The following is a 20,101-nucleotide window of genomic DNA, read 5'->3' on the forward strand; positions in this document are numbered from 1 at the left end:
CCTCTTTTAAAAAACTGGACAAGAGGAAAGCTTTTGTGATACAAGGAACACTGTATGAAAATTCTGGTCATAGAAGACGAAGCCATTATACGTTCCGTCATACGATCGACCCTCCTAGACGAGTTTTTTACTGTTGATACTGCTAGTGATGGTGAGGAAGGAGCTTTTCTCGCCAAAACCAATGAGTACGACCTCATAATTTTGGACAACATACTACCCAAGAAAGATGGTATTTCCATCTGTCGTGAAGTTCGTGGGTGTGGCAAAACTGTGCCCATTTTGTCACTTTCTGTTCAAGGCGACACCTCAACAAAAGTAAACCTTCTGGATGCGGGGGTTGACGACTACCTTACCAAACCATTTTGTGTGGATGAACTCATTGCGCGAGTACGCGCACTCTTGCGCCGTCCATTTAAAGCCAATGAAGACACGTTGACCGTTGACACATTAACACTGGACTCGCAACGCCACACAGCACAGCGTGGAAAAGAAAAACTCTCACTCACGCGTAAAGAATTTATGCTTTTGGAATACCTCATGCGAAATGCCGACTACGCTGTTACCCGCGGAATGATTATGGAACATGTGTGGGAACGAGATGTTGACCCGTTCTCAAATACCATTGAGGCACACATACTGAGTTTGAGAAAAAAGATAGAACGGCCCGGACGTCAAAAACTTATTCATACGATTCCCGGGCAAGGCTACAAGCTCGCGCAGTGTATATGAAGACTCCCGAACTTTCTGACGGCGCACATCGCCGTTTTTTTATTAAAAAGACATCCATATCGACCCGCGAAGTGCCGGAAAGTGCTACGGATATTTTCACTGACATATCACACGCACTTCAGACACCACTCGCCTGTCTCGTGGGAGAATTAGAATTATTGGAACGAAAGACACCACAATCACACAAAGGACATGTGCAGAGATGCGAGAAAATAATTCATAACATGTCTGCACTCATTCATAACGCACTCTACATATCACGTCTTGAACAAACTGAATTTACAAAATTTATGAAGGATGTAAGTCTCAGTGAGCTCCTCCATGAAATTGTAGAATACATAGAAACCCTTGTCGGCGAACGACATATTTTTCTTCATGCGGATATCCAAGAAGATATTTGGGTACGAGGAATAAAAGAAAAAGTTGAAGAGCTTATTATGGCCGTGCTCAGTAACAGTATTAAATATAGTAAGCCACGTGGAAAACGAACACTTTTTATTACCCTTCACGGAAATAGCGCAAACACCATTATACATGTGAAAGATAATGGTATTGGTATTGCTGATGAGGACTTGCCCCATATCTTTAATAGATTTTATCGTACCCCACATGCAAGCGCACAATCAGAACGTGGGACAGGACTTGGGCTTGCTATCGCACAAAAAATTGCAGAAAAACACAAAGCATCAATCACTGTTGAAAGTACGCTTGGTAAAGGCACCCATGTACAAATCTTATTTCCAACACACGAAAGAGTCCTCTAGTGTGCTCCTTTTTGTTGCTTATCGGAAACAATCATTCCGTCTTGAATTTCAATAAGCCGGTCAGCGTAGGCTGCGTATTCTGGCTCATGCGTCACCATAACGATTGTTTGTCCATTTTTATTGTGCAATTCGTTTATAACACGCATTACTTCCTCACCTGACACACTGTCAAGATTGGCAGTTGGTTCATCAGCAAAAAGAATATCCGGTGTGTGGGCAATGGCACGCGCAATAGACACGCGTTGTTGTTCACCACCAGAGAGTTGACTAGGAAGGTTGTCATGGCGATGTCCAAGACCAACCGCATCAAGTGCAGTCATCGCTTGCTCGAGGGCGGCTCGTTTTTCCGTGCCAAGCATGAGAATAGGAAGCACAACATTTTCTACCGCGGACAATTCTGGAATAAGAGCGTAATCCTGAAAAATATAACCAAGTCGATTTAATCGAAAATCCGTGCGCTCTGTTTCGGTAAAATTCTCCGTGTTAATACCATCCAAAATAATTTGTCCGCTTGTTGGCATATCAAGAATACTCATTTGATACAGAAGCGTTGACTTGCCAGCACCCGACTTTCCTTGAATAGCAACGAATTCTCCTTTGGTGATGTGCAGGTTAATACCGCGGAGCACTTTCGTGACCACTTCCCCACTTCCGAAATTTTTTATGAGATTGGTAACTTGAATCATATATTTATCTACCAAGAATTGAATCAAGTGTGTTTTTCTTAATAATCATCCATGCAGGAATATATCCAGCAATGAGTGTTGAGATTACAAGAACAGCCAGTTTTATCATCGTACTTGAGAGTGGCGCAACCAAAATACCGTCGGAAAACGGGAAGTTAATTGGATTTGCATTAAAAAATGGGACGAGAAAACCATAAATAATGATAAGGGCGAGACCTGAGCCAACAACCGCATACATGAGTGACTGAATCACGTATGAAAACTCAATAGCCCCTGCACGAATACCAATTCCCTTCATAATACCGATGTACTTACGTCGTGTAATTGCGTTCACAAAGATAACAATAAAAATAGTGACCGAAGAAACAAGTAGGCCAACAGAACTAATACCGTTACCCAACAAATCAAATGTTTTAATCATATCGAGCAAGAACGTCGGTAAACCCTCACGTGAAAGGCGCACAAGTGCATTTGTTCCAATACCACTATCTAGAAGTGCTTGTTTTACTTTTGGTGCATCTGCAGGTGTCGTGGCCCTGATAGAAACTTCGTTCACGTTAAGATTTGTTCGTCCAGTAAACCGTACAAATTCTTTCTCAGGCAAAAAGGCACGGCGAGAAATTTCATCTACCTTTGTTTTGAGTATTCCCTTTACAATATATTCCTTAGTAGCACCATTTACTGTTACGCGGACACGTGAACCTATGTGCACATCTTTAACTGTCGGAAAACCCGCATCATCACCCTGCGCTCCCAACGGAGAGTACTGCTCCAAAAGCATTGAACCTAGCACAATATAATTTGTGTCGTCTGGCAAAATATACTCACCTTCAATAAGGTATTTTGAAATATGTGTGAGTGCTTCTTCAGACGTAGGATTAATACCCGCCAGATTTGTTCCAACAGTATCTCGCAACTGTTGTGGGTCACGCCGTATACGATAATTCGCCTCAATGGTGGAACCTTCTGTGTATCGGGCAGAGTAACTAGCAACACCCGGAATCGTATCCAGTGTTGCAAGCATGTCATTACTTTTTTCTATATATTTTTTTCCAGCAAGTGTTGAAACAAAAACGTCCCCAGTAAACTGGTCGCTGTATGCTTTCACAGATCCCTCAATAAGCCCGACAAGAATTCCTGAGACGGCAACGAGATTCAGGAACGTAAGCATCATGATGAAAATAATGAGCCCAGTCGTCCATTTACTTGCATGGCGTATTTGCCGTACACCAAGGAGAAATCCTATCTGTATCGTTTCTTTCCACATATCAGAATACTTATGAAGAGATGTGCACCCTGTCTCCCTCGGAAAGTCCGCTTAGTACCTCAAAAAACCCATCTGAGCCACGCAATCCGAGTGTTACATCTACCTCTTGTGTTTCACCATTTCCGCCTATCTCTGCAGAAACATACGGGGCACCATCTGTGCGATAGAGAATAGCCCTAGCAGGAACCGCGAGTACACCCTTTTGTTCATCAGTTGTAATGGTAACTTCTGCTGTCATTCCAGATGCAATGCGTTCATCTTGAACATCAAACGCAATGCGCGCCTCATACACCGACACGCTATCAACAATAGTTTCTGTCCTGTTTACCGAAACGACGGTTGCTGAAAAAATAGTGTCAGTGCCAAAAGCATCAAGTATCACGGACGTCTTGTCACCAATCTTCACTTTTATACTATCAATTTCTGGAAGATCAATTTCAACCCCAAAACCTCCTTGAGAAATGAGCGAAACGGCTGGTACGCCAACGGCAGCTGATTCGCCTGGATCAATGTGCACCGCCGTAACAATACCGTTGAAGGGCGCTACAAGTGTTCTCTCTCTAATCTGTGACCCAACACGTGTTACCTCTGCCTGTGCTTGGACCACTTCTGCTTCTGCAATAGATGAACCTGCGTTTTGTGCACGTAATTCTGCCTCCGCATCTTCTATTGCACGCTGGCGTTCATTGAGAGCTGTTTGGTACGCATTGTAATTTGTTGTGTATGAAACTCCTTTTTCGTTTGGAAGTGTCACAAACCATGTTGTGTTTCTATATGTAGAAATAGCATCTGGAAACGAAATAAAAAGTCCACGCGTACCAAGTGGGGTTGGCCCCGTTCTATTTATTTCAACTTCTTCCGTACTTTCTAAATCAAAAACGCGAAGTGTTTCTCTTGATTGTTGTACTCCCGACTCTATTCGTATTTTATATGTACCAGGCTCACCAACATATCGTCCTGTAATTGTAGGGATTGTCTGGGTAAATGTTGAACTCTGTGGTTCTGCTTCCACATCATCTGATAACATCTCACTCAAGGCATTTGCAACAAGAGTATCTTGTTTTTTCTTTACCGTATCTAAACTAACAGTGGTATTCGCAACCTGAGCTTTTTTAATAAGAAGACTTGCTTGGGCGGACTGAAGTTCTGCCTGAAGAGTTCCTAGACCAAGACGGGCCAGAGTGGCTCCCTGAAATACCACATCATTTACAGATACAAATACATCCCGAACAACACCGGATGCTTCAAATCCAAGATCGGATACAATATCTGCCTCTACTGTTCCTGAAAGTACCACCCTCTCAACCACATCTCGTTTTTCAATAGTAATAACCTCATCGGAACCATTGCCATTTTTTGCTACCCCAAACCAAATAGCAATAATACACACGAGTGCTAGTGGCACTCCGTAGAGAACTTTTTTGTTCTTAAATAATGACTGCATAGACATCCAGTATAGCACAAATACGTGATATCTAGACGTATTTTAGAACATAAACTCCTTCATCCAGTGTCGTACATTACTATGTACTAAACATTTTTGGAAATACTTTTGTAAGTAGTGTTGTACTGTGACCAGAGAGATTAAAGAGAATGACAAACATAAAAAGAAACAGTGAGACATGTACGTTAAGGAAGCTCACCAAAATTGCAATGCACGACATGTACACTGGAACGAGAATACGCAATGTGCTGTGTTGAAGTTGCACAGGATCCATTTCCATATTGCGTATTGTTGGAGATGAAATAATATACTGCCGCATCCAATACAACAACAAACCAATACAAATAATATTTAAACCATAGAGGGTGATGGCCGCCTGTGTAAAGAAATATTTTCCTAAAAGAAGCGTTGAAAATGGAACGAGCCCAACCAGTAGAAAGAAGAATGCATTAATAGTTGTCAGTTTTGCATCAATATTTTGTGCAAGAACCGAGGCAATAGAGTGGTGACCGCGCCAATAGGTAAAGAGGAGGAGAAAACTGAGTGAATAACTGAGGATATGTGGTGTAAGAGAGACAACCGCATACCACACAGAGGCATTGCCCACTTCCCCAACAAGTGCTGGAACACGAATCTCGAGTGCTAGAAGCGTCATAACAATTGCAAAAATTCCGTCAGCAAGATTATCAAAGCGTGTTTGTTTCATACGATTTCACAAAATCGCACCGCGCAATTGAAACATGACACAAGAGCGCGGTGGTATTTGTATTACATACATACAGTATACCCTGCGGTATGAATAGTTTCTATGTCTCCTATCCACTTTTCATACAATAGATGCCCAACAATGGCAACCGAGACAAAATCACGCTTGGAGGTGGTGGCCCCGAAGCGCGATTTTGTCGTGCGTACATTTTTTGATTTCAAACTACTTAATTGCGAGAAGTTCAACATCAAAAAGAAGTGTTGCATTTGGTGGAATCACACCACCCGCACCTTGTGCTCCGTAGCCCAATTCTGGCGCAATAGTAAGCTTCCTTTTTTCTCCAATTTTCATTCCAGCAACTCCCGCATCCCAACCAGCAATAACCTGCCCTACACCAAGTTGGAATTCAAACGGAACCCCTCGATCAACACTTGAATCAAATTTTGTTCCATCTGTAAGTGTTCCTGTGTAATGTACTGAAACAGCGTCTCCTGCCTTTGCCTCTTGTCCGCTTCCTTCCTGCAAAACTTCAACGGTAAGTCCTGGTACTGGTGTCATGGTTCGTATGATGCCCTCCTGTTGTGTTGTTGGCGTTTCTCCTTGAATAACAGGAGCCTGTGCCTTCTTACCCCACATCACGAGTGCAATAAGTGCTACTACAATAATAATTCCGACAACGATATTTTTTGTGTGCATAGTTATGGTGTTAATTCTTTTTCAATAGCTCGTAGTCTATCATACTTTACTTTTCTTTCAGGCTGGACAGGGGCACCTATCTTTATTCCATCTGCACCCACCCCGTACGCAAAATCAGCTATAAACGTATCGTCCGTCTCACCCGAACGATGTGACGCAACAACTGTCCACCCGTACCCACGCGCCGTGCGCACGGCTTCAAGTGCCTCACTCACTGTGCCAATTTGATTTGGTTTTATAATCACCCCTGTAATACTCCTCTCCGCATGTGCCCTTGCAATACGAGTGATATTTGTTGTGGTGAGGTCATCTCCAACAACCACTACATTTGGAAGCATTTCCTGTAATGTTGAAAATAAAGAAAAAGATTCTTCACCGTACGGATCTTCCAAGAATCGTAGTGGAAACGTATTAGACATTTCAACAAACAACGTGGTTCGCTCCTCATCTGTGTATATACTATCTGTTGCGGCAGCATCAAGTGCAAAAAAAACATTGTCTCCACTGTGTTTTTGCAACAACAAGAAAGGCTCTAGTGGATTCTGTGTTTGTAGTGCATACCCCCCCTCGTCCCCTCGTGGTGTTTCGGGATATAAAGTTTGAATTTCTTTTCCAACCTCCTTTAAAATATGCTCCGCCGATGAAAGACACGCATCCACTGAATCCTCTTGTGGAACGACAATATATTCTTGAAACAGTTTTGTGTTTCCTGTATGCGCCCCACCATTTATGACATTCACAAATGGACGCGGGAACAAACTTGGAAACGTATCTATATGCGAACTATCACGAAGATATCTCCACAGAGGAATTCCGATTTCTTGTGCATGTGCTCGTGCAACAGCAATTGAAACAACCAATGTCGTGTTTCCACCTATTTCTTTTTTTTGTTCACCACCAAGCTCACACAAAATAGTGTCAATTTCTTTTTGATTACCGCTATCAAGTCCAATCAGTCGTGGAAAAATTTGAGTTTTAATGACACTCACAGCAATTTCTGCAGGCACAGATACCGCTTCATGTGACCCCACACTTTTTCCCCTCGGCACCGAGGCACTGGCCGTACTACCACTTGCAAGTGTCACTGTGCACAAAACCGTTTCTTCTCCTCGAGAATCTTTGACTGTAGTACCAACAATAGTGGAAATACGACTCATACACCGGTAACAATATTTTGTGGCGCACCCTTCACAAACGCATCAATATTATCAATCGTTGTCTCTAAAATGCGCCCAACGGCTTCTTTTGTATTAAAGGCAATATGTGGAGTGATGATGACATTCGGCATATCAATAAGCACATGATTTGCGAGCACTGTTCGCAAATCATGTCCCTCACCTTTTCCCGAAAGGATAAATTGCATTTCATCTTGAATAATTCCCTCTTCTTCCAACACATCAAGACCTGCAGCACTAATCTGACCATCGGTGAGAGCCTTGACGAGTGCTTCAGTATCCACAACGGCCCCACGACTTGTGTTGATGAGCACAACTCCACGCTTCATTTTTGCGATTGATTCTGTATTAATAAGATGGTGTGTATCTGGAGTATGTGCAACATGAAGCGTTATCACATCACTTTTTGACAACAGTTCATCAAGAGAAACATATGAGAAACCGAGTTGTGTGGCCAATTCTGGTTTAGGAAAGAGGTCGTACGCAAGAACATTCATACCAAATCCCTTCGCAATGGCAATACTATGACACCCGATACGGCCTGCCCCAACCACACCAATTGTCTTTCCTTTGAGATCAAATCCCTGTAATGCTTCAAATTCAAAATCACCTTTTTCACGAATCTGTTCAAATCCTGCAAAAATCTTTTTTGATAGTGCGAGGAGAAGTCCAAAAGCATGTTCAGCAACTGTGTTTTCCCCATATGACGGAACATTTGAAACAATAATGCCCCTCTTTGTGGTGGCGGCAATAGTAATGTGGTCATACCCCGTTGATCGTGTTGCTATATATTTTAATTGCGGCAATTTTTGCAATTCTTCTTCAGAAACAGGAGAGGCACTGAACACGGAAATAATCGGTGCATCAAGAGCAAGGGGGAGCGTTTCTTCAGAAAGAATTTCTGGTACATAGACCGCCTCTATGGACATTCCACGTTCACTCATTCGCCGTACAAGATATGTCTCGTGTTCTTTTGAACATCCAAAAAATACTGCTTTCATAATATGTTAGTTTCTAGAGAGCGACTGCTCTGTTTTATAAATAGCATCTATAGTTTTAATCACCACATCAGAATTCAGCGACATACTTTGAATTCCTTCTTGAACAAGAAAACGCGCAAATTCTGGAATGTCAGATGGTCCTTGTCCACAAATGCCAATGTACTTTCCACGCCTCTTACAGGCAGAAATGGCTTTTGAAATAAGGTCTTTTACCGCATCGTTGTTTTCATTGCCAATATACGATAGTGTTCCTGCATCACGATCAAGCCCAAGGGTTAATTGTGTTAAATCATTTGAACCAATAGACATACCATCAAACATGTCTAGAAATTTTTCTGCCAAGAGCACGTTCGAAGGAATTTCACACATCATGTATACCGGAACCGCTTTTTCTGAACGTCGGTGTCCTTGTAGTTGTGCATACTCAGACACAAGTCCCTCATGTGCCATAAGCATCAGTGTCTGCTCACCCTCTTTGAGAGTTCGACAAAATGGAACCATGGGGATGACGTTATCAAACCCCATATCATCACGCACACGTTTGATTGACTTGCACTCTAGTGCAAACGCCGGAGCAAACCGTGCATCTGAATACCGAGAGGCACCACGCCACCCAATCATTGGGTTCTCTTCTTGTGGTTCATATGCATCTCCACCAAGAAGTGTTCGATACTCATTTGTTTTAAAATCAGAAAATCGCACAATAACTGGTCGCGGATAAAACGCGGCAGCAATTGTCGCAATACCATACGAAAGGCGGTCAACATAAAACGCCACTTTATCATCCCACCCTCTCGTCTTTGCATCAATTTGTTTTTTAAGTGTGCTTGAAAGTTTTTTGTACTCCAAGAGAGCCATGGGATGCACGCCCACAGAAGCAATAATAAACTCCTCACGCGCAAGCCCCACACCGGAGACTGGTAAAAACGACGCTTCAAATGCGTGGTCTGGAGAGGCGATGTTTACCATGACACTTGTTTTTGGTTTCGGTAGGTGCGCGATATTATGCTGCAGTGTGGAAAACTGCAAAATTCCCTTAAAGACGACACCCGTCGTTCCTGTGGTATCTACGGTGATGTCCATTCCTGTTTTTATTTTTCGTGTTGCGTTTCCTGAACCAACAATCGCGGGAATACCTAATTCACGTGAGACAATTGCAGCGTGTGATGTGCGTCCGCCTTTATCAGTTACAATTGCCGATGCAATTTTCATAATTGGTTCCCAGTCGGGATCCGTCATATCTGTCACCAACACCTCTCCTTTTTTAAATGTATGTGCTTGTTTTGGCGAAAGAATAACGCGTGCCTTTCCTGTAGCAATTTTACTTCCCACCGACATTCCTTCACACAATACGGGGGCATTTCCATGTCGTGTGTATTCAACAATAACCGCCCTGTCGCGTAGCGCCTGTACTGTTTCTGGTCGTGCTTGCACAATGTATAACTTGCCATCACGTCCATCTTTTGCCCATTCAATATCCATCGGTGTCCAAACACCCGCACGCGCTGTATAATGTTTTTCAATTTCAATTCCCCACTGCGCAAGTGTGCGAATCTCCATTTCAGAAAGAACCCACGAATCTCGTTCATTTTCTTTGGTTGCTACAACTTTTGTTTGCTTGATACTCTTACCGCCACCTGTTCCGTACAACATTTTTGAAAGCTTTGAACCGAGCACTTTGTTGATGATGGGCAATTTTCCTTTTGCTCGTGCTTCTTTGTACACAAGATATTCATCAGGAGTTACTTTTCCTTGTACCACCATTTCTCCAAGGCCCCACGATGCGTTAATAACCACAGTATTCTTAAAACCTGTTTCCGTATCAATGGTAAACATAACCCCTGACGCACCAACATCAGAGCGAACCATTTTTTGAACCCCTACCGAGAGCGCAATGGTTGATTGTTCAAACCCTTTATCTACTCGATATGAAATAGCACGGTCGGTAAACAAAGATGCTATTGCTGCTTGTACCGCAAGCACCGTACGTTCAATACCAATAATACCGAGATACGTGTCGTGTTCTCCAGCAAATGACGCACCTGGAAGATCTTCAGCGGTCGCACTTGAACGCACGGCAACACTTACTCCTTTGCCATATTTCTTTTCCATTTCTGTATAGGCAAACGCGATTTCACTTCGCAATTCCTTTGGCATCTTCGCTTTAACAATCGCCTTACGAATTTTTTCTCCACGCTTTGCTAAATCTTTTATATTATGCGTATCAAGTCCTTTAAGGGTTGTAGCAACAAAGGTGTCCATACCTGTTTCTTTCATAAAAAATCGATATGCATCCGCAGTTGTTACAAAACCTGATGGCACCATAATACCCTTACCACCTAATTCCTTAATCATTTCTCCAAGAGATGCATTTTTTCCACCAACGCGCGAAACGTCTGCAAGAGTAACACCGTCGAGAGGAAGAATGTATCGTGAGTTCATGAGAATATCATTTTAATGCAATAATAAGATCTGATACATTTGACCCAGTGTTACCTGTTATAATCTGGGACGAAACTTTTTCAAAAAAGAGAAAGGAATTGTGGGACGCAAGGTGCTCTTCGATTGAAATACCTTGCTCGTGTGCTCTCCTTTGGGCAACGGCGTCACCTATCGCACCCGCGATATCTGTATTATCACGCCCATCAGACGCACATGCAATAAGCGTCTCTCCATCACGAATATCCAAAAACCCGGCGAGAACAACCTCCTGATTTCGTCCGCCAACTCCGTGAGGACCTTCTGATATAACCGTTGTTTCACCACCAAACAATAGAACTGTTTTTTCTAGAGCCGTGTGCAGGCGATTTAGGGTTTCCTGCGCAATGTTGTGCGCTTCACCAGTGAGTGTTGTGGTAACAATCTCTGCCAAATACCCACGTGCCACGGCCTCTTTCTTCATCGCCTCAAGCGCAACTCTGTTTGAAACAACAACGATGTTGAGAGTGTGTTCAAAAACCTCTTTTTCTTTTGGTGTTTCAATAAGATATTCCGACACATGCTCAATAGTATATTTTTTAAGAATTGTCCGTGCGTCGATAGCTGTTGTTGTATCCAACACGGTCGGTCCAGATGCAATAAACGAAACATCATCACCGGGCACATCAGAAAAAATAAGTGCGACAAGTGTTGCGGGATGCGCATGCTGTGCCAAACCCCCACCACGGGCCGTTGAGAGATGTTTTCGCACTGTGTTCATTTCTTGAATCGTTGCTCCCTCATCCATAAGTGATGTAATAAGACGTGCCTCATCGCTAACCATCATGGACTGTGGTGGTTGAGAAAGAAGTGTTGAACCACCGCCTGAAATAACTACCAAAACAAGATCCCGTGATGTACACGAATCTAAAAATGTTAATAGCTTTGCAGTTGCATCAACATTTGCCTGTGTAGGAAGCGGATGAGTGCCAACAAAAAAAGAAACTCTCCCTGTTTGAGAGGTACCGGGCACAATATCTATAGCCATTCCGTCAGTCAATACGTCTCCTAGCACTTCTTCAAAAGTACGCACGGCCTCAACAGAGCATTTACCGACCCCTACAACACGCACACGATCAAAGTCAGAGAGTGTATATAAACCATCAGCAGCATGAAGCACTCCCCCTTCTATAAAAACGGTTTTCTGAATTACCGCTCGTGTATCAATCGCAGAGAGTCCGGCGTCTAAAATTGAAAGTGCGTCGGTTCGCTGTGGTGTGGTCGCTAATTGCTCAAAATTCTTTATTTTCATGCGATTTCACAAAATCGCGTCGCGCAAGTGTCAATTAAAGCGCGACGAATACTTGTGTGTACTCTCAGTGTACCAAGCAGGATCTAAAAATACCACGGATAGCTGTATGACCTCATATAATAGAAAAACCACCCCGCCTTGGCGGGATGGTTTTTCTTCACGACGCTTATGCGCGTGATACGTTTGTTGCTGCAGGGCCCTTCTCCCCGTCTACAACATCAAAGGAGACAACATCGCCAACCTTCAATTCTTCAAACGTAACGCCGTTCAATTCCTTAGAGTGGAAGAAAAGGTCCTTTGTTTCGCCTTCGCGAGAAATGAATCCAAATCCTCGATCTGTAAGAGTTTTGATAACTCCGTTCATATTGATTTGATATATTTAAGACTACTCAATAGCGAGAAACTCGACTTTATTTCTGCATCTCGCACCAGACTAGTGTATCTTATGTCAACACTTTTTGCAACGCCTTCTGTGGCTCGTCAATATGGCCTTATTTCAAGCCATAGTTAGTCATCTTGACCTGTGGCTATTCTATAAATGTTAACGCGTTGCCTGTTTTACTTCCACGGCCCGTTCGTCCTATGCGGTGGATGTAGTCGTCAAACGTCTGTGGCAAATCATAATTGATGACGTGTGTGATGTCAGCAATATCAAGACCTCGAGCTGCAACATCTGTTGCAACGAGAACTTGCACATGATTTTCTTTGAATGAGCGGAGTGCACGTTGACGTCGTGCGTGATTTTTATCTCCATGAATTGATTCTGCTTTAAATCCTCGTTCAATAAGTTTTTGTGAAAGTTTTTCAACGCCGTGCTTTGTGCGTCCAAAAATCAATACTTTACTGAACTCTTTTTTATTGAGGAGGTCATGCAGAATATCCAATTTGTCTGCACCTGGGGCAACTCGTATAATATTTTGCTCAACACCTTGGGCTGTTTCTTGTGTTTTTACAGAAATAGAAACAGGTTCAACAAGAAAATCTTTAATAAGTTTTTGAATATCACCCGAGAGTGTTGCTGAGAAGAAAAGTGTGTGGCGAGGTGTGGGCATTTTACCCATAATAAACTTCATATCATTGATGAATCCCATATCAAGCATTCGGTCAGCTTCGTCAAGTACCACTGTGGCAAATTGTGCAGGACTAATTTTTCCTCGGGCAATGAGGTCTTTCAAACGACCCGGGGTTCCAATAATCACATTGTGTTGGCGATGTAAATCAGAAATCTGCTTGCCGATGCTCATACCCCCAACACAACACACTGAAAAAAGTCGCATACCACGCGCAAATCCTTTAAACTCTTCATCAATTTGAAGCGCGAGCTCTCGGGTGGGTACCATAATGAGAATTTTTTCAACTGGACGAGTGCTTATTTTCTCAATAAGTGGAATGAGAAACGCTGCAGTTTTCCCTGTTCCTGTATTTGCAATACCAACGACGTCCGACCCATTAAGAATGTGGGGAATAATTCTATCTTGAATTGGTGTTGGAAATTCGTATCCTTTTGAGACGATGGCTTGTTTTAAAGCTCCTGAAATTTTAAAATCATCAAAACGGTGTTCTGGAATAAAGTGTTCTACCTTTTCAGTAATAACGGCCTTGTTGATGAAACGATTGAAATCAATTCGCTCTCCACGGCCACGACTCCCTCCTTGTGGACCGCGACGAAATCCTCCTTTTTGTGGAGGACGACCATAGGACACATGAGAAGAAGAACGCCCTCCTACACGTGGTGTGTATCCAGCTGGGCGTGGTCCATGTGCATGAGACGCAAAAGGACGAGCACCGTACTGGCGTGGCTCCTGAGAATATGCGGAAGATGACACACCGCTTGGGCGTGGTGCATAGTTGTGAGGACGATGTGGTGAAGGTGCAGATGCAGGACGCACATACAGATGACCACCTGTGCGGGCACCAGATGCACTTGGAGCATGTGAAGAGTGCCCTCCTGGACGAGATGTTGAAGGACGTGAAAATGAGCGAGTACGACCACCTACAGATCGAGAACCTCGCGGACGCGAAGAATTACTTGAGTTTTTTTGAAACATAAAGATTGCGATGACCAGTGTCTCGCCAGTTCTTTATGAGGTCTGTAATAAAAATAGTGACACCTCGCGTGTGGGACAAAGCCCTACACAAAACTAATGAGAATAGTTACCTGAGGTCACTATATCCTAGATACTCACCTTTGTCAACAAACACACCTACCGACGAGCTTTTGCTCGATCTAGTTCAGAAAGATATTGTTTGCGAATGCGAACGTTTTTGGGAGTAATTTCTAAATATTCGTCTTCATTGATGACCTCTAGACCACGCTCAATACTGATTTCCAGTGGTGGAAAAAGAATAATTGCCTCATCGGTACCCGACGCGCGCATGTTGGTGAGTTGTTTTCCTTTAGTTGGGTTCACTGGCATTTCTTCTCCTTTTGACGTGTTTCCAACAACCATTCCTTCGTACACCTCAACTCCAGGACCAATGTAGAGTACTCCTCGATCTTGTAAACCCCACAATGAAAAGGCAACTGATTTTCCTGATACCATAGAAATCATAGAACCAACGGCCTTTCGTTTTATTTCTCCAGCATACGGTTTGAACCCGAGTACATGAGAGGCAAGAATTCCCTCCCCTTTTGTATCAATAACAAACTGGTTTCGATACCCAAGAAGACCCCGTGTTGGACCTTCAAAAATAATTCGGGAGGTAAGACCTCCGTGTTCTTGAAGTATACCTTTCAATATGAAACCTCTATTACTCAAACGATCAATAACACTTCCTTGAAATTCATTCGGTACATCAATGACCACTTCTTCAAACGGTTCACTTTTTACACCGTTTTCTTCACGAATGATGACGTGTGGTTGAGATACTTGTACTTCATATCCCGCACGTCGCATATTTTCAAGAAGAATCGCAATATGCAATTCTCCACGTCCATATACTTTAAAACTATCATTTCCAGAAAAATCAATTTTCAATCCAACATTCACCTCAATTTCTCGTTCCAAGTATTCACGTATTTGTCGTGACGTCACATATTGGCCGTCTTTACCCGCAAAAGGAGAATTATTGACCAAAAATTGCAATACAATTGTTGGCTCATCAACGGCAATTGCTGGAAGTGGTCCAGCGTCAGCGTCTGAGGTGATAGTTTCTCCAATATCAATATCAGGAAGACCTGCAACAATCACAATGTCACCTGCACGAGCACTTTTTGCTTCAACTCGAGCAAGACCCTCAAAGGTAAACACGGAGGTAATCTTACCTGCACGTGTTGTCCCATCTGGTTTTTTAACAAACACATTCATTCCTGGCGCAATTTCACCTTCATAAATACGTGCAACGGCCATACGCCCAAGGAAATTGTCGTATGCAAGGTTAAATGACTGAAGACGAAGTGGGTGTTGGTTTTTTTCAGGAGACGATGCTGGTTGCACATGTTCAAGAATAACATCAAGAAGTGGCATTAAATCTTGAGAATCATCCTCTAAATTTTTCTTTGCAATTCCTGCTCGTCCAATCGCATACACAACAGGAAAATCAAGCTGGTTTTCTGCTGCGCCGAGCTCCATAAACAATTCCAGCACTTCATCGTGACAACGAGCTGGGTCAGCCGCTGGTTTATCAATTTTGTTAATAACGACAATTGGCTTGAGTCCGAGCTCGAGAGATTTCTTAAGTACAAAACGTGTCTGAGGCATTGGACCCTCCTGCGCATCAACAACAAGAAGCACGCAGTCAATGGAGCGCAACACTCGTTCAACCTCAGAACCAAAGTCGGCGTGTCCTGGTGTGTCAACAATGTTCACTTTTGTACCCTTGTACATCAGTGATGCATTTTTTGCATAAATAGTAATACCACGCTCTAGTTCAAGTGTATTTGAGTCCATGGAGACACCCTCTTTGGTGGCACCTGTTTGGCGCATGAGTGCGTCGGTAAGAGTTGTCTTGCCGTGGTCCACGTGTGCAATTATTGCGATATTTCTGATTTCCATATGAAAGTGGGTATTCTTTAGCGGGATAAAAAAATCCCGCCCGGCGGGTACTGCTACACTATACGCTCTTTACACCAATGCGTCAAAGCACCCTTTCTGTGGGTCCTTTGATAGAAACAAAAATACCCCGCCAAAGGCGGGGTATTTTTAGTTTGTTATTTGAGTGCTGCCGCGTCTTCCTTAGAGAGGAATTTGAACATTCCTGTTCCGCAGACCGCACACTTACCTTTTGCGGAATATTTTTTTGCTCCACCCTTTCCTTCCTTTTCCAAGACATTTATATCCGTCATTACTTGCATTTGGTGCTCCTTACCTTTTTGTCGACACTTCATGCAAAGTGCTTTAAGTTCTGCCATGTAATTGTTATTAGTGACTAATACTTCCCCAATAGTACCATAAAACCCATAAAACGCAAAACACCACTTTATTGGTTCTGTATACACTACCTACATGTTCTCCGGCAAGGGGTTGATACCAAGGATAGGAGCTATATAGAAGGTCACTACATACTCTTGTGGGTTGATACTAATGGTCGATTTTGGAGTGGGTGTAACCGAGAGTAGTGAGACGCGGTAGCCCGCAAAAGTGACCGGTTGCTCATTTTCTACCATGGTTACTGTTGTTTTTTCAGTTCCACTTTGGAGTGTGACATCAACAGTAACTGCGCCTGCCCAAATACACTGTACGTCGGTAGGACAACGGCTATCTGATACCACCTTATTGAGTGTCAGGGAAAGCCCCGCACCTTCCCCAGTCTTTCCTACCCCAAGCGCAACTTCTGCAGGTGCGCGAACTCGTCCGTCATCTGTATTTTGATTTTCATCTTCAGGAGTAATTGGTTCTTGTGTACGCGAAGAAAAAATCACATACGACACTCCAGAAAGAATTACGAGGCCAATAACAATGTAAAATATTTTTTTCATACGATTTCACAAAATCGTGTCGCGCAACTGTCCGCTAAAGCGCGACGTTAATTTTATTTTTATTTGTTAATGTTTTGCTCTAGATAAGTATACCCAACACATAGGGATTACCCAAACTATTATGTGCTGGGTTGTATTTCTTAATCCCAGAAAACAAAAGCCCCTCCACTGTGGTCGGGGCTTTTGTTGATTATACGAGATGATTAGTTGTCGTCATCATCGTCATCATCATCGTCGTCGTCATCATCGTCGTCGTCATCATCGTCATCATCATCGTCGTCATCATCGTCGTCGTCACCGTCACTACAATCATCAATACCGTCATTGACGCCGTTTGCCCACGTCTTGTCACTTGCACGACTTACGCGGTTCTCTGTTTCAATAACAAGCTCATCCTCAACTTGAGTAAGAGTTAGTGTGCTGTATTCCGCAAGAACATCCTCAATAATATCTGCTCGTACTGTTGAACTTGTTGTGAAGAGATCTTTTGTACCATTGAACTCAACCTTAATGAGAGTTTCATTGGTGTAGACTTTTGCTTCAAGTTCAGTAAGTCCTGATGTGTTTGTTGTACTCGTTGCACAATCATCATCTGAGTCATCATTTGAGTCATCATTTGAGTCATCATTTGAATTGTTTTCCCCTCTGCTGAGAAGTGCGAGTTGATTTGTCAGAAGTTCAATTAACCTCTGTAGCAACGATTCGAGGGTCTTTTGAAGTTGCTCAATATTTGCTACCGAATTTGAATTGTCCGACTCTGCGTGAACATACTTCACGTTCAGTGTACTAAAAAGACCAACACCCAAAATAAGTGCTAGTGCAAATGCCACAAATGCTTTTTTATACGATTTTTTTTGCATAAACAATAATATTATGTATAAATTAGTGTCCGCTAATATGCGGACTTACTACTAGTATATGATACCGCACTGGAAGCGTTACATCTAGTACGAACAAAAAATACGGGAATACAAAATATATATTTGTCAAAATAAAGAACTATTCTTGTACGCAGGTGTTGTGTGCTTTCACTTGCGCATTATACGTTGCAACGTCATTTTTTGATTGCTCAACAAACACATTGTACTGGTGCACGAGTGTGTTGTATACATCAACTTTCTGTGTATACACAGAACCGCGAGTTGGTTTTGTCGCCTCTATATCGTCAAGCATGTCCGATAATTTTTGTTCAAGCTCAGAAAGTAATTGCTGGCTTGCTTCAATCTGATTGTTGAGGGTGATGCTTACTTCTGGACAATCAGACGTTGGCCGACCAAATTCTTGCACCGCCAACCATACTGCTTCTCCATTAAATAGTCCCTTTTTAATCGCCACGCCAATTTCTGTATATTTTGAATTCAAAATATTCTCTCGATGCCCCGGCGAATTCATCCAACCTTCCACTAATTCAAAATCACTCTCATAATCACCGAGTGCCAGATTTTCCCCAATCATAAGATAGGCATACCCAACTGAGCGTGCCAAATCATCCGACCCAATACCCGACGGTGATTCATGTTCAAAATACTGACCAGCAAACATGTCATTTATCTTCATCTGCGCCGAAAGGGTTAAACGAGAATTCTGTAAAAGTTGTGATAGACCTTGTTGCTGTCGATACTGGTTTGTTTGAGAAATAGTTCCAACAACTGTTAACTGTTCAGATACATTTGTATTTTCATTTGTTTGTGGCTTTGTTGTTTCTGGTACAGCGGGCGGTGTTGGTTCTTGAGTTTTTGTTTGACTTGTGTTTTGTGTTTCTTCAGTTCTAGGTAAAAATACTTCAACAGTGTCTTTGATTTTATTTTGTACTGCCTCATTTGCAGAATGTGCCTTATTTTTTATTTCAAGAAGTATGCCTCCGACTTTTGTACCAACAAGTGGTTCAATAATGGCAACACTGTCTGCACGATACAAAAAGACCGCCAGAGAGAGCGCAAGAATAAAAAGAAGTACTAGTATGCGTTTGATTCTCATACACCAGTATAGCCAGCACATACCTATTTTGAAAGGTGTGTGCTGGCTATACCATTTCAAAAACAATGATTTACACTAGTAGTATGCAACAGTTTCCAAAAACGTTACGCACGGAGTTTGTGATATTTAAAAAAATCAATACCCCTGCAAAAATACAGGATTTTCTTGATACAATTCCTTTTAATTTTGAGCCACGTAGGAGCACCTGCCGTTCTCCGCGGGAAGCGCTCAAGCACAACACGGCACACTGCCTTGAAGGCGCTATTCTCGCGGCGGCTGCCTTGTGGTACCACGGGCAACACCCTTTTCTCCTTGACCTTGAAACGCCCAATAATGACACGGACCACGTGGTGGCACTTTTTAAAGAAAACGGTCATTGGGGCGCACTGAGTAAAACAAATCATGCTGTGTTGCGATATAGGGACCCAGTATATAAAACCGTGCGAGAACTTGTTATGTCCTACTTCAATGAATACTTTATTGATAGCGGCGCCAAAACACTTCGGAGATATTCAGAACCTTTTAATATGTTGCAATTTGAAGATGATTGGCTCACCTCTAATCGCGATATGTGGAATATTGAAGATGAAATCATTCGTTCACCACACAGTACAATTCTCAACAAAAAAATGATACACGCACTTCGACGTGCTGATTCTGTTGAAATAGAGGCGGGAAAAATAACTGAGTATACAAAACCAAAACGAAAATAGAAATTTATTTTTTGGTAATCAGCGCTAACTTACTACCTCGTGAAAATCTTTTTATCTCCGCTTCCCGAGCACGACCTTGTGCGAGTGTTTTGAATTTTTCAGAATACACCAACGTGACTGGCCTGCGTATTTTTGTGTAGTGTGCACCACCTTTTGATGTGTTGTGTTCTCGAATCCTTTTTTCAAGGTTATTTGTACACCCAATATACAGAGTTGAATCGGCGCATGTGACTATGTAAACAAAGTGCGTCATTGTGTATAGAATGCAAACAAAAGAACGCAGTGTTACAAATTT

The 20,101-nt window shown here is 42.7% G+C and carries 20 protein-coding genes; 3 read left to right on the forward strand and 17 right to left on the reverse strand.

From position 1 onward, the window contains the following. Window positions 1-54 precede the first annotated feature (54 nt). Window positions 55-729, forward strand: a complete 675-nt coding sequence (locus NUW02_02170) for a response regulator transcription factor (GenBank protein ID MCR4274833.1) — start codon at window positions 55-57, stop codon at window positions 727-729. Next, window positions 726-1,493, forward strand: coding sequence for a HAMP domain-containing histidine kinase (locus NUW02_02175; GenBank protein MCR4274834.1), 768 nt, complete (start codon window positions 726-728; stop codon window positions 1,491-1,493). Before NUW02_02170 ends, NUW02_02175 begins: the two co-directional genes overlap by 4 nt. Here the strand turns inward: NUW02_02175 and NUW02_02180 are convergent. From NUW02_02180 to NUW02_02255, 16 genes are all read right to left on the reverse strand, one after another. Further along, window positions 1,490-2,179, reverse strand: coding sequence for an ABC transporter ATP-binding protein (locus NUW02_02180; protein ID MCR4274835.1), 690 nt, complete (start codon window positions 2,177-2,179; stop codon window positions 1,490-1,492). The two genes, NUW02_02175 and NUW02_02180, sit on opposite strands and share 4 nt — an antisense overlap. Before the next feature lie 4 nt (window positions 2,180-2,183). Beyond that, window positions 2,184-3,446, reverse strand: a complete 1,263-nt coding sequence (locus tag NUW02_02185) for an ABC transporter permease (GenBank protein MCR4274836.1) — start codon at window positions 3,444-3,446, stop codon at window positions 2,184-2,186. Window positions 3,447-3,456: 10 nt separating this feature from the next. Beyond that, window positions 3,457-4,890, reverse strand: a complete 1,434-nt coding sequence (locus NUW02_02190; GenBank protein ID MCR4274837.1) for an HlyD family efflux transporter periplasmic adaptor subunit — start codon at window positions 4,888-4,890, stop codon at window positions 3,457-3,459. 79 nt (window positions 4,891-4,969) lie between these two features. Continuing rightward, window positions 4,970-5,596, reverse strand: coding sequence for a TMEM175 family protein (locus NUW02_02195; protein ID MCR4274838.1), 627 nt, complete (start codon window positions 5,594-5,596; stop codon window positions 4,970-4,972). 222 nt (window positions 5,597-5,818) lie between these two features. Then, window positions 5,819-6,292, reverse strand: a complete 474-nt coding sequence (locus NUW02_02200) for an FKBP-type peptidyl-prolyl cis-trans isomerase (GenBank protein ID MCR4274839.1) — start codon at window positions 6,290-6,292, stop codon at window positions 5,819-5,821. 2 nt (window positions 6,293-6,294) lie between these two features. Next, window positions 6,295-7,449 (reverse strand): hypothetical protein, encoded by a 1,155-nt coding sequence (locus tag NUW02_02205; GenBank protein MCR4274840.1) that lies wholly within the window; start codon window positions 7,447-7,449, stop codon window positions 6,295-6,297. Continuing rightward, window positions 7,446-8,468 (reverse strand): NAD(P)-binding domain-containing protein, encoded by a 1,023-nt coding sequence (locus NUW02_02210; protein ID MCR4274841.1) that lies wholly within the window; start codon window positions 8,466-8,468, stop codon window positions 7,446-7,448. The genes NUW02_02205 and NUW02_02210 overlap by 4 nt, the downstream gene beginning before the upstream one ends. 6 nt (window positions 8,469-8,474) lie before the next feature. Further along, entirely contained in the window at window positions 8,475-10,910 is a 2,436-nt protein-coding gene (ppsA, locus tag NUW02_02215) for a phosphoenolpyruvate synthase (protein MCR4274842.1), read from the reverse strand. A gap of 7 nt (window positions 10,911-10,917) precedes the next feature. Next, window positions 10,918-12,198 (reverse strand): DUF4147 domain-containing protein, encoded by a 1,281-nt coding sequence (locus NUW02_02220; protein ID MCR4274843.1) that lies wholly within the window; start codon window positions 12,196-12,198, stop codon window positions 10,918-10,920. 166 nt (window positions 12,199-12,364) lie between these two features. Next, a complete protein-coding gene (locus NUW02_02225; protein MCR4274844.1) occupies window positions 12,365-12,562 on the reverse strand; it encodes a cold shock domain-containing protein in 198 nt (65 codons plus the stop codon). A 163-nt stretch (window positions 12,563-12,725) separates the two neighbouring features. After that, entirely contained in the window at window positions 12,726-14,246 is a 1,521-nt protein-coding gene (locus tag NUW02_02230; GenBank protein MCR4274845.1) for a DEAD/DEAH box helicase, read from the reverse strand. A 156-nt stretch (window positions 14,247-14,402) separates the two neighbouring features. Then, window positions 14,403-16,193 (reverse strand): translational GTPase TypA, encoded by a 1,791-nt coding sequence (typA, locus tag NUW02_02235; protein MCR4274846.1) that lies wholly within the window; start codon window positions 16,191-16,193, stop codon window positions 14,403-14,405. 155 nt (window positions 16,194-16,348) lie between these two features. Then, window positions 16,349-16,549, reverse strand: coding sequence for a hypothetical protein (locus NUW02_02240; protein MCR4274847.1), 201 nt, complete (start codon window positions 16,547-16,549; stop codon window positions 16,349-16,351). Between the two features lie 90 nt (window positions 16,550-16,639). Next, window positions 16,640-17,116: a hypothetical protein gene (locus tag NUW02_02245; protein ID MCR4274848.1), complete on the reverse strand. Its 477-nt coding sequence runs from the start codon at window positions 17,114-17,116 to the stop codon at window positions 16,640-16,642. Window positions 17,117-17,319: 203 nt separating this feature from the next. After that, window positions 17,320-17,976 (reverse strand): hypothetical protein, encoded by a 657-nt coding sequence (locus NUW02_02250; protein MCR4274849.1) that lies wholly within the window; start codon window positions 17,974-17,976, stop codon window positions 17,320-17,322. Between the two features lie 139 nt (window positions 17,977-18,115). After that, window positions 18,116-19,093: a CAP domain-containing protein gene (locus tag NUW02_02255; GenBank protein ID MCR4274850.1), complete on the reverse strand. Its 978-nt coding sequence runs from the start codon at window positions 19,091-19,093 to the stop codon at window positions 18,116-18,118. Between the two features lie 83 nt (window positions 19,094-19,176). Between NUW02_02255 and NUW02_02260 the strand changes: the two genes are divergently transcribed. After that, entirely contained in the window at window positions 19,177-19,806 is a 630-nt protein-coding gene (locus tag NUW02_02260; protein ID MCR4274851.1) for a hypothetical protein, read from the forward strand. Between the two features lie 4 nt (window positions 19,807-19,810). Here NUW02_02260 and NUW02_02265 read toward each other — a convergent pair whose 3' ends face one another. Then, on the reverse strand, window positions 19,811-20,059 hold the full coding sequence (locus NUW02_02265) for a GIY-YIG nuclease family protein (protein ID MCR4274852.1): 249 nt from the start codon (window positions 20,057-20,059) through the stop codon (window positions 19,811-19,813). Window positions 20,060-20,101: the final 42 nt, after the last annotated feature.

The sequence above is a fragment of the Candidatus Campbellbacteria bacterium genome, assembly GCA_024653945.1.
Lineage (GTDB): Bacteria > Patescibacteriota > Minisyncoccia > Phycocordibacterales > EsbW-18 > EsbW-18.

Bases quoted from the DNA above. Each gene is read 5' to 3' on its own strand.
- NUW02_02180 (MCR4274835.1), bottom strand. From the start codon at position 2,179: ATGATTCAAGTTACCAATCTCATAAAAAATTTCGGAAGTGGGGAAGTG.
- NUW02_02225 (MCR4274844.1), bottom strand. From the start codon at position 12,562: ATGAACGGAGTTATCAAAACTCTTACAGATCGAGGATTTGGATTCATT.
- NUW02_02210 (MCR4274841.1), bottom strand. From the start codon at position 8,468: ATGAAAGCAGTATTTTTTGGATGTTCAAAAGAACACGAGACATATCTT.
- NUW02_02240 (MCR4274847.1), bottom strand. From the start codon at position 16,549: ATGGCAGAACTTAAAGCACTTTGCATGAAGTGTCGACAAAAAGGTAAG.
- NUW02_02245 (MCR4274848.1), bottom strand. From the start codon at position 17,116: ATGAAAAAAATATTTTACATTGTTATTGGCCTCGTAATTCTTTCTGGA.
- NUW02_02185 (MCR4274836.1), bottom strand. From the start codon at position 3,446: ATGTGGAAAGAAACGATACAGATAGGATTTCTCCTTGGTGTACGGCAA.
- NUW02_02220 (MCR4274843.1), bottom strand. From the start codon at position 12,198: ATGAAAATAAAGAATTTTGAGCAATTAGCGACCACACCACAGCGAACC.
- NUW02_02230 (MCR4274845.1), bottom strand. From the start codon at position 14,246: ATGTTTCAAAAAAACTCAAGTAATTCTTCGCGTCCGCGAGGTTCTCGA.
- NUW02_02250 (MCR4274849.1), bottom strand. From the start codon at position 17,976: ATGCAAAAAAAATCGTATAAAAAAGCATTTGTGGCATTTGCACTAGCA.
- ppsA (MCR4274842.1), bottom strand. From the start codon at position 10,910: ATGAACTCACGATACATTCTTCCTCTCGACGGTGTTACTCTTGCAGAC.
- NUW02_02200 (MCR4274839.1), bottom strand. From the start codon at position 6,292: ATGCACACAAAAAATATCGTTGTCGGAATTATTATTGTAGTAGCACTT.
- NUW02_02190 (MCR4274837.1), bottom strand. From the start codon at position 4,890: ATGCAGTCATTATTTAAGAACAAAAAAGTTCTCTACGGAGTGCCACTA.
- NUW02_02260 (MCR4274851.1), top strand. From the start codon at position 19,177: ATGCAACAGTTTCCAAAAACGTTACGCACGGAGTTTGTGATATTTAAA.
- NUW02_02265 (MCR4274852.1), bottom strand. From the start codon at position 20,059: ATGACGCACTTTGTTTACATAGTCACATGCGCCGATTCAACTCTGTAT.
- NUW02_02170 (MCR4274833.1), top strand. From the start codon at position 55: ATGAAAATTCTGGTCATAGAAGACGAAGCCATTATACGTTCCGTCATA.
- NUW02_02175 (MCR4274834.1), top strand. From the start codon at position 726: ATGAAGACTCCCGAACTTTCTGACGGCGCACATCGCCGTTTTTTTATT.
- NUW02_02205 (MCR4274840.1), bottom strand. From the start codon at position 7,449: ATGAGTCGTATTTCCACTATTGTTGGTACTACAGTCAAAGATTCTCGA.
- NUW02_02195 (MCR4274838.1), bottom strand. From the start codon at position 5,596: ATGAAACAAACACGCTTTGATAATCTTGCTGACGGAATTTTTGCAATT.
- NUW02_02255 (MCR4274850.1), bottom strand. From the start codon at position 19,093: ATGAGAATCAAACGCATACTAGTACTTCTTTTTATTCTTGCGCTCTCT.
- typA (MCR4274846.1), bottom strand. From the start codon at position 16,193: ATGGAAATCAGAAATATCGCAATAATTGCACACGTGGACCACGGCAAG.